Origin of the sequence: Adlercreutzia muris (genome assembly GCF_008831045.1) — a bacterium.
Lineage (GTDB): Bacteria > Actinomycetota > Coriobacteriia > Coriobacteriales > Eggerthellaceae > Adlercreutzia > Adlercreutzia muris.
This window is the reverse complement of the sequence record NZ_WAJS01000018.1, coordinates 1-12,889: the sequence shown is the minus strand read 5'-3', so window position 1 is coordinate 12,889 and position 12,889 is coordinate 1. Positions and strand designations below refer to the sequence as shown.

Here is a 12,889-nt window from a genome sequence, read left to right as displayed (position 1 = left end):
CATGGTGAAACTCGCAAGCGCTGAGGCCGCGACTCAGAAGAAGGCCACCCGCGCCGCCCTCGGCGCCACCCTGGCGGAGCTGGCCGATGCCGGCGTGCCCGTCGTGGCGGTGGATGCCGACCTGACCGGCTCCACGACCACTAAGAAGCTGGCCGACGCGGGCCACGGCGACCGCCTGTTCAACTGCGGCATCGCCGAGCAGAACATGGTGGACGTGGCCGCGGGCCTGTCCCTGGCCGGCAACGTGGCCTTCACCGGCTCCTTCGCCGTGTTCGGCACGGGCCGCGCCTACGACCAGATTCGCAACACCGTGTGCTACTCCAACCTGAACGTGAAGATCGCCCCCACCCACGCCGGCATCTCCGTGGGTCCCGACGGCGGCTCCCACCAGATGCTCGAGGACGTGTCCCTCATGCGCGGCCTTCCCGGCATGCGCGTGCTCGTGCCCGCCGACTACGCCGCGGCCCGAGCCGCCATCAAGCTGGCCGCCGCCACGCCGGGCCCCGTCTACGTGCGCATGGGCCGCGCCGCCGTGCCCTGCGTCTACGACGACGATGTAGAGCTTCAGATCGGCCGCGCCTACGTGCTGCGCGAGGGCGCCGATGTGACCATCGTGGCCAACGGCGTGGAGATCCGCGAGGCGCTGGCTGCCGCCGACATGCTGGCCGAGCGCGGGGTGTCCGCCGAGGTCGTCGATGCCTTCTCTGTGAAGCCCCTCGACGGCGAGACCATCGCGGCCTCCCTCGCGAAGACCCGTTGCGCCGTGGTGGCCGAGGAGCACTCTGTCGTGGGGGGGCTGGGCTCGGCTGTCTGCGAGCTGGCCGCCCAGGTGTGCCCGGTGCCCGTGGAACTGGTGGGCATGCGCGACCGCTTCGGCAAGTCCGGCGAGTTCGACGAGCTGCTGGCCTACTTCGGCCTTGATGCCGCGGCCATTGTTGAAGCTGTGGAAAAGGCGCGGTCGCGAGCGGGCCTCTGCTAGAATTATTCAGTCTCAGTACCTATCAACCTGAACGGAGCAAGCTGTGGCGAATGAACGGAACCAGGCGAGTCCTGGCCGCACCGGTCGTCACGCCGGGGTCTCCGGCCAGGGCAACCCCCGCACCCGCGCGGTCTCTGCCCACAGCGCCGGCAATCCCAAGGCATCGATGACCTCGCAGTTGTCCCAGTCCCTTCCCGTGCTGGAAGTGGACGAGATGGCCGCCCCCATGGGGGCCCCGGTCATCACCTTCGACCATGTGACGAAGACCTACCCGGCCCAGCCCAGCAAGCCGGCCCTGTACGACATCACTCTGCAGATCTTCGCCGGGGAGTTCATCTTCCTCGTGGGCCATTCCGGGTCCGGCAAGTCCACCTTCATCCGTCTGCTCACCCGCGAGATCAAGCCCTCCTCGGGCAAGATCTACGTGGCGGACGAGGATTTGACCACCATGCGCAATTGGCGCGTGCCCTACCTGCGTCGCAACATCGGCTGCGTGTTCCAGGACTTCAAGCTCCTGCCGAACAAGACCGTCTTCGAGAACGTGGCCTTCGCCCTGGAGGTAATCGGGAAGAGCCGTCATGTCATCAAGACCCAGGTGCCCGAGGTGCTGCGCCTCGTGGGCCTGTCCGACAAGCTCAACAGCTATCCCGACCAGCTCTCCGGCGGCCAGCAGCAGCGCGTGTCCATCGCCCGCGCCATCGTGAACCGCCCGCCGCTGCTCATCTGCGACGAGCCCACGGGAAACCTGGACCCGCAGACCTCCCGCGGCATCATGGACCTGCTCGAGCGCATCAACCGCACGGGCACGACCGTGCTCGTGGCCACCCACGACCGCGAGATGGTGGACAACATGCGCCGTCGCGTTATCGCGCTCGACCGCGGGCATCTGACCCGCGACCAGGATCGGGGGGTGTACGGTTTCGATGTCTAGCCTGTTCTACTTCTTCAAGGAATCGCTCCAGGGCTTCGCGCGGAACCTTTCTACGACCCTGGGCTCCATCATCACCATCTTCCTGTCGCTGCTCATCATCGGTGTGTTCCTCGTGGGCGGCACTATCGTCGAGCGCCTCGTCTCCTCCATCGAGAGCGAGGTGTCCATCACCGCCTATATCGCCGACGACGCGCCCCAGGAGTCCATCGACGCCGTCATGAATTCCGTGCGCTCCATGGGCGGCGTGGAGAGCGTCGGGTTCACCACCAAGGACCAGGCCCTCGAGAACTTCAAGAGCTCCATGACCACCAACCCGGAGATCATCGAGCAGCTCGACGGCACGAACCCCCTGCCCGCCTCCATCGACGTGAGCCTGTCCGACCCCCAGAAGGTGGATGAGATCGCCGGCGCCATCGAGGGCGACGAGACCTTCCGCTCCATCTGCGACAACCCCGAGGATCCGGCCGACTCGCTCAAGTACGGCCAGAAGACCGTGGATCGCCTGTTCTCGGTGACGAAGTACGTGCGCTACCTCGGCGTGGCCCTGGTGCTGCTGCTCGTGTTCATCGCGCTCGTGTTCATCAACAATACCATCCGCCTGGCCATCATGGCCCGGCGCAAGGAGATCGCCATCATGCGCCTGGTGGGCGCGTCCAACGGTTTCATCCGCGGGCCCTTCCTCATGGAGGGCGCCCTCCATGCGCTCATCGGCTCGCTGCTGGCCGTCGGCGTGCTGCAGGTGCTGCGCGTCTACGCCATCCCGAAGCTCCAGAGCGCCCTGTCGTTCCTCTCGCTCGATGTGGGCGGCCAGACCTATGCGATGATCTACATCGTGCTCGTGGTGGCCGGCCTCGTCATCGGCCTCTTCGGCTCCGCCCTCGCCATGAGGCGCTACCTGAAGGTGTAGCCCGTCCGCCACAACCGCGATCGCCCGCGCGATCCTCCGGCAGAGCCTGGGGATCGCGCTTCGGTTTTTAAGGAGATGTCCATGGCCCGAGAAGACAACGGCCGCCACATTGCCCAAAGCGCCCGGTTCCGGGGCGAGCAGCGCATGGAGCGTGCCACCAACCACTTGATGTTCCGCGTGTTCATCACCGTGATCCTCGTGGCCGTGGCCTTCTGCGCCGGCTTCGTGCTGCGTAGCCAGACGGCGCTCGTGGCCAGCTGGGGCATTCCCGTGACTGAGGAGGAGGCCGCGAGCCTCTCCCAGGCCGCCGCCCAGGACACCTACGAGTCCGTGAGCGCGCGCGTGGCCGACGTGGAGGACATCCTGGGCACCTACAGCCTGGACAAGGTGGATCTCACCGGGGCCACCTATTCCATGCTGGCCGACATGATGAAGTCCACGGGCGACCCCTACGCCTCCTACTACAACCCCGATCTGTACAACAACTACATCAAGGAATCCACGAGTCGCAGCTACGCCGGCATCGGCGTCATCTTCGCCGACTACAACGGTCGCGCCTATGTGGCCGGGGTCTTCGAGGGCTCTGAGGCCGAGGCCAAGGGCGTGCAGCAGGGCGACTTCGTGAACGCCATCGCCGGGGAGGACACCACGGCCTGGTCCATGACCGAGGTGGTGAACGCCCTGTCCCAGCGCGAGGGGGAGAACGTGTCCGTCACCTGGCTGCGCCCCGCCTCCATCGACGCCCAGACGGGCAGCGAGTTCTCCACGACCCTGGAGTGCAAGGTCTACGAGGAGGCGAACCTCTCCACGGATTTGGTGGGCACCGTGGGCGTCGTGAAGATGCGCCAGGTGACCCAGAACGCCGCCGACCTGGTGCGCCAGGCCATCGAGGGGCTCACGGCTCAGGGGGCCACCTCCTTCGTGCTGGACCTGCGGGACAACCCCGGCGGGTATCTGACCCAGGCCGTGGACGTGGCGGCCCTGTTCGTGCCCTCGGGCGTGCTCGTGCAGATCCAGACCAACGACGGCATCACCCCCAAGTCGGTGCCCTCGGGCAGCAAGGTGGTCACCGAGGCGCCGGTGGTGGTGCTCGTGAACCAGTACACCGCCGCGGCCGCCGAGGTGCTGGCCGCCGCCCTCCAGGACAACCAGCGGGCCCAGGTGGTGGGGGAGACCTCCCTCGGCAAGGGCTCGGTCCAGGTGGTGCGCGAGCTCGACTTCGGCGGCGCGGTGCGCTATACGGCCGCCTACTACCTCTCGCCCCAGGGGCAGGCCATCGACGGCGTGGGCGTGGTGCCCCAGGTGGGGGTGGCCAACGGCAGCACCGAGGGGGAGGACACCCAGATGCTCGTGGCCGTGGACACCGCCCGTTCCCTCGTGCCGGCCGTCTAGGGGCCGGGAAGGGAGGCTGGCATGGGCAGGCAGAAGAGCCGCGGGCGGCGCCCCACTCGACGCAAGCCCCAGGCGAATCCCACCGGCGTGCTCCTGTCGCGGGCCGAGGGCTACGGCTTCGTGCGCACGGCTGAGGGGGAGTACTTCATTCCCGCCACGGCCATGGGCGGCGCCTTCGACGGCGATTTGGTGGAAGTGGCGCCCATGGCCCGCAAGGGGGCCGAGAAGGGCCGGCGGGGCGAGGGCCGCAGCGAGGGCGATGGGGGCGCGGGGCTGCCCGCGGCGCGGGTGCTCCGGGTGATCGACCGGGCCCACGACACGGTGGTGGGCCGCTACGAGGTGGCCGAGCCCTTCGGCGTGGTGGTGCCGGCCGACCCGCGCATCCCCTACGACGTGTTCACCCTGCGCGCCGATTACCCGGAGGTGCCCGACGGGGCCCTCGTGCGGGTGCGCATCGCCCAGTTCCCCACCCGCCGCACGGCGGCCACGGGCCACATCGAGGAAGTCATCGCCGATAAGGCCCAGGGGCCCCGGGCCGGCATCGACCTCATCATCGGCCGCCACAAGCTGGAGACCGTCTTCTCGGAAGGGGCTCTTGCCGAGGCAGACGCGGCCGTGCTGGACGAGACCGGGGCGCTCGCAGCCGGCTACCGCGACCTGCGGGACCGTTTCGTGTTCACCATCGATCCGGCCGACGCCAAGGACTTCGACGACGCCCTGTCGGTGGACTACCTAAGGGACGAGGGCCTGTGGCGGCTCGGGGTGCACATCGCCGACGTGTCCCACTATGTGCCCTGGAACTCCTCGGTGGATCTGGATGCCCGGCGCCGGGCCACGAGCGTGTATCTGGCCGACCGGGTGATCCCCATGCTGCCCGAGACCCTCTCCAACGGCCTGTGCTCCCTGGCGCCGGATGAGGATCGCCGGGCCGTGACCTGCGACCTGTTTCTGGACGAGCGGGGGGACGTGGTGCGCTTCGAGCTGTACCCGGCCCTCATCCGCTCCCGGGCGCGGCTGTCCTACGGCGAGGCCGACGAGCTGTTGGCCGCTGCGGGCGCAGCGGCCGGGGAGGCGGCTGCGGGCGGCGGCCCGGCATCCGAGGACGGCGCCCTCGTGGCGCGGCTCGCGGCCGCCTCGAGGATCGCGAAGCGGCGGGAGGCGGCCCGGGCGGCGGCCGGCGGCATCGACTTCGCCACGACTGAGGCCAAGGTGGTGCTCGACGACGCGGGGGTGCCCGTGGATATCGTCGTGCGCCGCAAGACCGACGCGACCCGCCTCATAGAGGAGGCCATGATCCTGGCCAACGAGACCGTGGCGGCCTTCCTGGAGGCGCGGGGCTTTCCCTGCCTGTACCGGGTGCACGAGGCCCCTGCGGCCGATGCGCTGGGCTCCCTCATCCCCATCTTCCAGGAGTTTCCCTGGTTCGAGCGATCTTTGGAAGGGCGGCTCCTGGCGGCCGACCCGAGGGCCATCCAGGGGATCCTGGCGGCCAGTGCGGGGCGCAGCGAGGGCGAGCTGGCAAGCTCCCTGCTTCTGCGGGCTATGAAGCGGGCCGTGTACCGGCCCGTCAACGACGGCCACTACGGCCTGGCCAGCGAGGCCTACTGCCACTTCACGAGCCCCATTCGCCGCTATCCCGACCTGGTGGTGCATCGCATGCTGCGCGCGGCTCTCACGCGGCGTCCCGAGCGCTTCGACCAGGAGGTGGCGGCCCTGCCCTGGATCGCCGAGCACTCCTCGGACATGGAGCGGGTGGCCGACACGGCGGCCCGGGAATCCCAGGAGCTGAAGATGGTGGAGTACCTGCGGGCCTTTACGGGTCAGGCCTTCTCGGCCGTGGTGAGCGGGGTGGCCAATTGGTGCCTCTACGTGCGCCTCGACTGCACGGCCGAGGGGGTGCTGCCGGTGCGGGCCCTCGGCGAGGAGTACTTCGCCTTCGACCCGGTGCGCCATACGCTCACCGGGGAGGAGAGCGGCCGGTCGTGGCGCTTGGGCCAGCGCATTCCCGTGGTGCTGAAGACGGCCGATCCGGCCACGCGGACCCTGGAGTTTGCCCTGGCCGCAGGGAGGTCCTGAGAGTTGCACGGTCCACGGGGCCTATCGCCGTGTTCTCCGCGAGAATAAGGCGATAGGCGGCTGTGCGAGCGCAGTGGCCCTCCTCGCAGGGAGCTGTCGGTGGGGCGTTCTACGCCATCCAGCTCGTGACGATGGGGATCCAGCCCATGATGAGGATGATGACCACGAGCACCGGCACGCCGAAGCGCATCCAGTTATGCAGCCAGCTGGGGAATTTGAGCCCCGTGCCCTCGTTGGCCTCGGCGAGGAAGTTCTTCCAGCCCCAGCCCCGGCGGCTCACGCAGAACAGAACGAAGACCAGCGAGCCTAAGGGCATGATGTTGCTTGACACGAGGAAGTCCTCCACGGTCTGGATGTCGCCCACGCCGGGCATGACCACGTCCGAGAGCACGTTGAAGCCCAGCGCGCAGGGCAGGGACAAAAGCGGGATGGCGATGAGGTTCACGATGACCGCCCGTTTGCGCGACCAGCCCCACTGGTCCATGGAGAAGCGCAGGATGCCCTCGAACACGGCGATGACCGTGGAGAGCGCCGCGAAGCTCATGAACACGAAGAAGAGCGTGCCCCAGACCTGGCCGAGCCACATCTGCTCGAAGACGCTCGGCAGGGTGATGAACACCAGGCCCGGGCCCGAATCGGGGGCCACGCCGAAGGCGAAGCAGGCAGGGAAGATGATGAGACCCGTGGCGAGCGCCACGCCGGTGTCCAAGGCACCGATGGTGGCCGCCTCGCCCATGAGCGAGCGGTGCTTGTCGATGTAGCTGCCGAAAATGGTCATGGAGCCCATGCCGATGGACAGGGTGAAGAACGCCTGGCCCATGGCCGCGTAGGCTGCCTCGAAGAAGGTGTCGGGGGTGGCGAAGATCTTCGAGAAGTCGGGCAGCAGGTAGAAGGACACGCCCTCGCCCGCGCCGGGCAGGGTGAGGGCCCGCACCACAAGCACGCCGAGGATGGCCAGAAGCGCGAGCATCATCACCTTCGTGACCCGCTCCACGCCCTTCTGCACGCCCATGGAGCAGATGAGGATGGCGATGGCACAGGTGAGCACCATCCAGAACACCACTTCTACCGGATCGGCCAGCATGGCGTTGAAGATGGCCTGGGTCTGGGCGGCATCGGCGCCGACGAACTGGCCGGTGGCCATCTTCGGCACGTAGGCGAGCATCCAGCCGGCCACGGTGGTGTAGAACATCATGAGCAGGTAGCAGCCGGCCCCGCCGACCCACTTGTACTTGTGCCAGTGGGTGCCGGCCGGCTCCAGCTCGTTGAAGGCCCGGGCGATGGAGCGCTGGGAACCGCGGCCCACGGCGAACTCCATGACGAGGATGGGCAGGCCCAGCACGAGCAGGAAGGCAAGGTAGAGCACGAGGAAGGCCGCGCCGCCGTACTCGCCGGTGATGTAGGGGAAGCGCCAGACGTTGCCTAGGCCGATGGCGCAGCCGGCCGAGATGAGGATGAAGCCGAGGCGGCTGCCGAAGCGCTCGCGTTCCATGGGGTCTCCTTCAGGGGTGGGACGCCGGCGCAGCGGCCAGACGTCGGAGCATGCGGTAATTTGGCTATGCTACCAGAAAGAAGGGCCCCGAGACCCGACAAAATGTCGCGATCTCGGGGCCCTGGGGCCTCAGGTGGGGAAGCCGTTTCCCGGTCGGGGCGGCCCGGGGCGCTATTTGGCGGCGTCCTTGGCCTTCTCGGCTGCATCCTCGGCAGCCTGCTTGGCCTCGCCGGCCTTCTCGGCCACAGCGGCCTTGGCATCGGCCGCCGCGTCCTTGGCCTTGTCGGCGGCATCGCCCGCGGCCTTCTTCAGGTCGTCGGCCTTGTCGGCTGCGGCCTCTTTCGCCTCGCCGGCCTTCTCGGCGGCGGCTTCCTTCAGGTCGGCTGCCTTCTCGGCTGCCGCATCCTTCATCTCGCCGGCTTTGTCGGCCACTTCGCCGGCCTTCTCGGCCACGGCGTCCTTCAAGTCTTCTGCCTTTTCGGCCAGGTCGTGGGCGCCTTCGGCGAACGCGTCCTTGATATCCTCGCCGGCATCCTTGATTTTGTCGATGAAGCTCATGGTGAATCTCCCTTCGGGGGTGGTGAAATAACCTAGTGGAATCATAGAGTTTGACGGGGCGCGAAGAAGTGGGGAGCACGCGACTGATGACGGCCCTTTGATGATCCGTTGGCGGCCCGTTGGAATGGCGGGCGCGGGACTCAGGTTTGTGACCAAAATAGGGGGAAGGGCCGCAGCCGCGCCGGGGGACAGGCCCGATGGCGTACACTATAAGGAATTGTGATTTCAACGGCATCCAAAGCGTGAAGGAGTGCCCCATGGGCTTGTTCGATCGTATCAGCGATGGCTTGAGCCGCTCGCGTCATAAATTCAAGGAGTCGATGAACGTCCTGCTCGACCGCGGCCCCGATCTGGACGAGGAGTTCTGGGACGGCCTGGAGGAGACGCTCATCCTGTCGGACGTGGGCGGGGTTGCGGCGGCCGACATCGTGGAGCGCCTGCGCGATTTGGCCACCCGCCGGGCCCTGCCCGATGCCTACGCGGTGCTCGATCTGCTGAACGACGAGATCGCCGCCACCTTCACCGAGGGCGGCGCCGACATCCTCGGCGGTGGCCCGGCCGTGGTGCTGTTCGTGGGCATCAACGGCACGGGCAAGACCACCACCGTGGGCAAGCTGGCCAAGGCCGCCACCGACGAGGGCCGCGCGGTCATCCTGGGCTCGGCCGACACCTTCCGCGCCGCCGCCATCGAGCAGCTGGAGGTGTGGGCCCGCCGGGCCGGGGTGGAAATGGTCACCCGGGAGCGCGGCGCCGACCCCGCGAGCGTGTGCTACGACACCCTGGAGCGGGCCGAGGCCACAGGCGCCGATCTGGTGTTCATCGACACGGCCGGGCGCCTGCACACCTCCGCCGATCTTATGCGCGAGCTGGAGAAAGTGGTGAACGTGGTGCGGAAGCGCTCGAAGCTGCCGGTGCACACGGTGCTCGTCATCGATGCCACCACGGGCCAGAACGGCCTCACCCAGGCCCGCGAGTTCGACCGCGCCCTCGATTTGGACGGCCTGGTGGTCACAAAGCTCGACGGCACCGCCAAGGGGGGCATCGCCCTGGCCGTGAGCCATGATTTGGACCTGCCCATCTTAAAGATCGGCGTGGGCGAGGGCATCGACGACCTGCGCGACTTCGATCCCCATGAGTTCGCCGCCGCCCTTGTGGGCACCTTCGACGAGCGCTTCGAAGTCGCCGAGGATGGCCTGCGCGGCGAGAACGCCAAGGAGGCGGCCGTCACGGCCGGCGAGCGTCGCCGCGACGTGCTGGAAGGGGTTCCGACCGAAGTTGTGGCGGAGGCTGCCGAGGACCCTGCGACGGAGGCCGATGGCGTTGAGCCCGAGGCTGGGGCTGAGACTCCCGAGGCGGCTGCACCCGAGGCGGCCGCGGTGCTCGACGAGCAGGGCGACGTGGAAGAGGCGCTTGTGGAGGCGGCCGACGAGATCGAGGCCGAGCCCGCCGACGGCGACCTCGTGGAGGCGGCGCTCGGGCGGCGCACCCACGAAACCATCGTAGCCGAGGAAGCCGAGGACACGCCCACGGGCCTCGAGGCCGCAGAGCTGGCCGAGCTCGACCGCGACGCCGAGGCCCTGGCCGAGGCTGCCGATGAGCCTGCCGCCGAAGAGGGGCACGACGCCCCCTTCACCGATGACGAGCTGGCTGAGCTCGCCCTGGCCGCCGGCGAGACGACCGAGGAAGCCGGGGGTGTCGAGGGGGCCGCCCCCGAGGCCGAGAAGAAGAGCTTCTGGAAGCGCTGGTTTTAATTGCGTTTCTTTTGGAATTAGAAACATTAGCAGGGAAAATGGAGATCTTTGGTGAGGGAGGGATTGCGTGATACATTTTGGGTGTAGTTTCAAAAAGGACGAGGCGGATTTATTGTTATCTAGGGAAAACTATTTATACAAGAAAAGAAATGGAGAATATCCATTAAGGTTTGGTGGCATCTGGACGGCAGATGATATTGCCGAACATGAACAAATATGCCTCGATAATTTTGATCTAAACATGCTTTTCTACGATCAATTGGATGGAGTACAGTTTGACAATCAAATCGAAAGACTGAAATTCGAGTTTCCTGACTTTGTCGAGATAACCGATCTCACTCAGGAAAAAGAGCGGTACGGTATTTATGCAATGATTCTTGATGAATATAAACAAATATATATTGGAAAGACTCGTAAGAATTTCTTCTATAGGATAAAGAAACACTGGTCCGATAATGTTGAATTTGACAGATTGATTTTTGGCGATTGGAGAAAGTCGAAACTGCCCATTGATTCTTTCAAGGCATTGGACACAACAAGAATTCTCGTTATGCCACTTGAGGGGTATTCCGAAGAAGATATCCTCATCGTTGAGCAGGTCCTTGTTGAATCAATAGATGAAGTTTTTTTGGCCAATAGATTGAGCGGCGGATCGATTCAGTGGTCCAATCGTTTGACACCATACATGTGCAGTAAAGTGAAATTTAGAAATCTGTAACAGTTGTACAGGAGTCGGTGCTTATGCTTGAAAATCTCTCCGAACGCCTTCAGGGCATCTTCTCCGGCCTGCGGTCGAAGGGCCGTCTGACCGAGGACGACATTAACGCTGCCATGCGCGAGATTCGCCTGGCCCTTCTGGAGGCCGACGTGAACTTCAAGGTGGTGAAGGCCTTCGTGGCCCGCACCAAGGAGCGCTGTCTGGCCGCCGAGGTGCTCGATTCGCTCACGCCGGCCCAAAACGTCGTGAAGATCGTGCTGGACGAGCTGACCGAGCTTTTGGGCCGCACCGATTCGCGGCTCGTGCTGGGCAGCCGCATTCCCAACGTCATCATGCTCGTGGGCCTGCAGGGCTCCGGCAAGACCACGGCCGCGGCCAAGCTGGCCTACCGTTTGAAGCAGGAGAGCCATTCCCCGCTGCTCATTGCCGGCGACGTGTACCGCCCCGCCGCCGCCGACCAGCTGCAGACCTTGGGCGACGAGATCGGCGTGCGCGTGTACCGCGGCGACGGCAAGGATCCCGTGGCCATTGCCAGGGAGGGCATCCAAGACGCCATCGACAACCTGCGCGACGTGGTCATCATCGACACGGCCGGCCGCCTGCACGTGGACGACGACATGATGGCCGAGGCCCAGGCCATCAAGGAGGCCGTGAAGCCCGACCAGATCCTCATGGTGGTGGACGCCATGACCGGCCAGGACGTGGTGAACGTCGTGGAGGCCTTCGCCAGCGCCGTGGACTTCGATGGCGTCATCATGTCGAAGATGGACGGCGACGCCCGCGGCGGCGGCGCCCTGTCCGTGCGCGAGGTGACCGGCAAGCCCATCAAGTTCATCTCCTCGGGCGAGAAGCCCGATTCCCTGGAGGTGTTCCACCCCGACCGCATGGCCAAGCGCATCCTGGGCATGGGAGACGTGGTGTCCCTCATCGAGAATGCCGTGCGCGTGCAGCAGGCCGAGGAAGAGGAGCTGGAGGCCGAGCGCATGATGCGCGGCCACATCACCTTAGACGACTTCGTGATGATGAACGCCCAGATGCGCAAGATGGGCGGCGTGCAGAAGCTCGTGAGCGCCTTGCCCGGCGGTGACAAGGCCCTGGCCTCGGGCCAGGTGGACGAGGGGGCGCTCGATGCCATGGAGGTCATCATCAATTCCATGACCCGCGAGGAGCGCGCGCACCCCGAGCTGCTCAACGGCAGCCGCCGTGCCCGCATCGCCAAGGGAGCCGGTGTGAGCGTGACGGCGGTGAACCAGATGATGAAGAAGTTCAACGAGACCAAGAAGATGGTGAGGCAGGCCACCGCCGGCATGGATATGGAGGGTGGCCGCGGCAAGAAGGGGAAGAAGGGCAAGGGGCGTCGCCGCCGCGGCTTGGGGCTGCCCGGCATGGGCGGCATGTCCATGAAGGACCTGAAGAAGATCCAGGACATGATGGGGCAGTAACTTCCGGGGTGGACTCGGCGTGGGCCTTCTCCGCGGCGGCGTCGATTTGCCCATGGCTTTCCCGTATCTCGCGGGTTTTAGTCGGTACGGACGTAGTCGCCGCGTTCGACATGCTGGAGTGAGCAGCCTCGGCGAGCGCGGCGGTCGAGTGCGCTGTGGGGAGGCCGTAGAGTCAGAGAAAAAAAAGGGGGGGTGTCGGATTGAACTGAGCCCCGATAGTGGGACTGGAAACAAAAGTTTCCAGTCCCACTTGTTTCGGGAAGGGGGGCGATGAGGCATTCGATGGAAATCCGCAGCGAGACTGCGAGGTGTTTCGGGATGGACTACGGGAAGGCGTTCTCGCGGGCGGCAGTGTCCTCGGCGCCCCGAAATGACGGTGTGCACGGGCAGACCGTTGATTTCTGGCGAAGGGAGCCGCCGATGGGTCCAGTCTGTGCGTTTTTCTGCCGCAAAATGACGGTGTGCCCGGGCGGATCGTCATTTTGGGTCGGAAAAGGCCGCTATCGGCGCCACTTCGAGGAGAAATGTGCCCCGAAATGACGGTGTGCACGGGCAGATCGACATTTTGCGCCGGAAAAGGACAGCGCTGGCTTTGGCGGGGGCAGGAGGGTAGGCGAAAAAGCGAAGGGGGCAGGGGACGAAG

10 protein-coding genes are annotated in these 12,889 nt (G+C 65.9%); 8 read left to right on the top strand and 2 right to left on the bottom strand.

The features are described 5' to 3' along the window. The first annotated feature begins 1 nt into the window (after position 1). From F8D48_RS06875 to F8D48_RS06855, 5 genes are all read left to right on the top strand, one after another. Positions 2 to 979: a transketolase family protein gene (locus F8D48_RS06875; RefSeq protein WP_151430707.1), complete on the top strand. Its 978-nt coding sequence runs from the start codon at positions 2 to 4 to the stop codon at positions 977 to 979. 43 nt (positions 980 to 1,022) lie between these two features. Further along, on the top strand, positions 1,023 to 1,910 hold the full coding sequence (gene ftsE, locus F8D48_RS06870) for a cell division ATP-binding protein FtsE (RefSeq protein WP_440132288.1): 888 nt from the start codon (positions 1,023 to 1,025) through the stop codon (positions 1,908 to 1,910). Continuing rightward, complete coding sequence (gene ftsX, locus F8D48_RS06865; protein WP_135970787.1) at positions 1,903 to 2,817, top strand: permease-like cell division protein FtsX; 915 nt, start codon at positions 1,903 to 1,905, stop codon at positions 2,815 to 2,817. Before ftsE ends, ftsX begins: the two co-directional genes overlap by 8 nt. Before the next feature lie 81 nt (positions 2,818 to 2,898). Beyond that, the gene (locus F8D48_RS06860) at positions 2,899 to 4,209 is read left to right on the top strand and encodes a S41 family peptidase (protein WP_151430705.1); all 1,311 of its coding nucleotides are present in this window, start codon (positions 2,899 to 2,901) and stop codon (positions 4,207 to 4,209) included. A gap of 21 nt (positions 4,210 to 4,230) precedes the next feature. Further along, positions 4,231 to 6,285: a ribonuclease R family protein gene (locus tag F8D48_RS06855; RefSeq protein ID WP_151430703.1), complete on the top strand. Its 2,055-nt coding sequence runs from the start codon at positions 4,231 to 4,233 to the stop codon at positions 6,283 to 6,285. A gap of 109 nt (positions 6,286 to 6,394) precedes the next feature. Here F8D48_RS06855 and F8D48_RS06850 read toward each other — a convergent pair whose 3' ends face one another. Both F8D48_RS06850 and F8D48_RS06845 read right to left on the bottom strand, forming a co-directional pair. Then, complete coding sequence (locus F8D48_RS06850) at positions 6,395 to 7,777, bottom strand: sodium-dependent transporter (RefSeq protein ID WP_151430701.1); 1,383 nt, start codon at positions 7,775 to 7,777, stop codon at positions 6,395 to 6,397. A 171-nt stretch (positions 7,778 to 7,948) separates the two neighbouring features. Further along, the gene (locus F8D48_RS06845; protein WP_170272765.1) at positions 7,949 to 8,335 is read right to left on the bottom strand and encodes a YtxH domain-containing protein; all 387 of its coding nucleotides are present in this window, start codon (positions 8,333 to 8,335) and stop codon (positions 7,949 to 7,951) included. A gap of 257 nt (positions 8,336 to 8,592) precedes the next feature. On the opposite strand from F8D48_RS06845, the gene ftsY reads away from it, so the two are divergent. The 3 genes from ftsY (at position 8,593) to ffh (ending at position 12,246) form a co-directional block, all read left to right on the top strand. Continuing rightward, on the top strand, positions 8,593 to 10,086 hold the full coding sequence (gene ftsY / locus F8D48_RS11940; RefSeq protein WP_240806262.1) for a signal recognition particle-docking protein FtsY: 1,494 nt from the start codon (positions 8,593 to 8,595) through the stop codon (positions 10,084 to 10,086). Positions 10,087 to 10,153: 67 nt separating this feature from the next. Beyond that, entirely contained in the window at positions 10,154 to 10,804 is a 651-nt protein-coding gene (locus tag F8D48_RS06835) for a hypothetical protein (protein WP_151430696.1), read from the top strand. A gap of 23 nt (positions 10,805 to 10,827) precedes the next feature. Further along, positions 10,828 to 12,246 carry a signal recognition particle protein gene (gene ffh, locus F8D48_RS06830; RefSeq protein WP_151430694.1) on the top strand — a complete coding sequence of 473 codons (1,419 nt, stop codon included), beginning with the start codon at positions 10,828 to 10,830 and terminating at the stop codon, positions 12,244 to 12,246. Positions 12,247 to 12,889 lie beyond the last annotated feature (643 nt).

Bases quoted from the DNA above. Each gene is read 5' to 3' on its own strand.
- F8D48_RS06875 (WP_151430707.1), top strand. From the start codon at position 2: ATGGTGAAACTCGCAAGCGCTGAGGCCGCGACTCAGAAGAAGGCCACC.
- ftsX (WP_135970787.1), top strand. From the start codon at position 1,903: ATGTCTAGCCTGTTCTACTTCTTCAAGGAATCGCTCCAGGGCTTCGCG.
- F8D48_RS06860 (WP_151430705.1), top strand. From the start codon at position 2,899: ATGGCCCGAGAAGACAACGGCCGCCACATTGCCCAAAGCGCCCGGTTC.
- F8D48_RS06855 (WP_151430703.1), top strand. From the start codon at position 4,231: ATGGGCAGGCAGAAGAGCCGCGGGCGGCGCCCCACTCGACGCAAGCCC.
- F8D48_RS06850 (WP_151430701.1), bottom strand. From the start codon at position 7,777: ATGGAACGCGAGCGCTTCGGCAGCCGCCTCGGCTTCATCCTCATCTCG.
- F8D48_RS06845 (WP_170272765.1), bottom strand. From the start codon at position 8,335: ATGAGCTTCATCGACAAAATCAAGGATGCCGGCGAGGATATCAAGGAC.
- ftsY (WP_240806262.1), top strand. From the start codon at position 8,593: ATGGGCTTGTTCGATCGTATCAGCGATGGCTTGAGCCGCTCGCGTCAT.
- ffh (WP_151430694.1), top strand. From the start codon at position 10,828: ATGCTTGAAAATCTCTCCGAACGCCTTCAGGGCATCTTCTCCGGCCTG.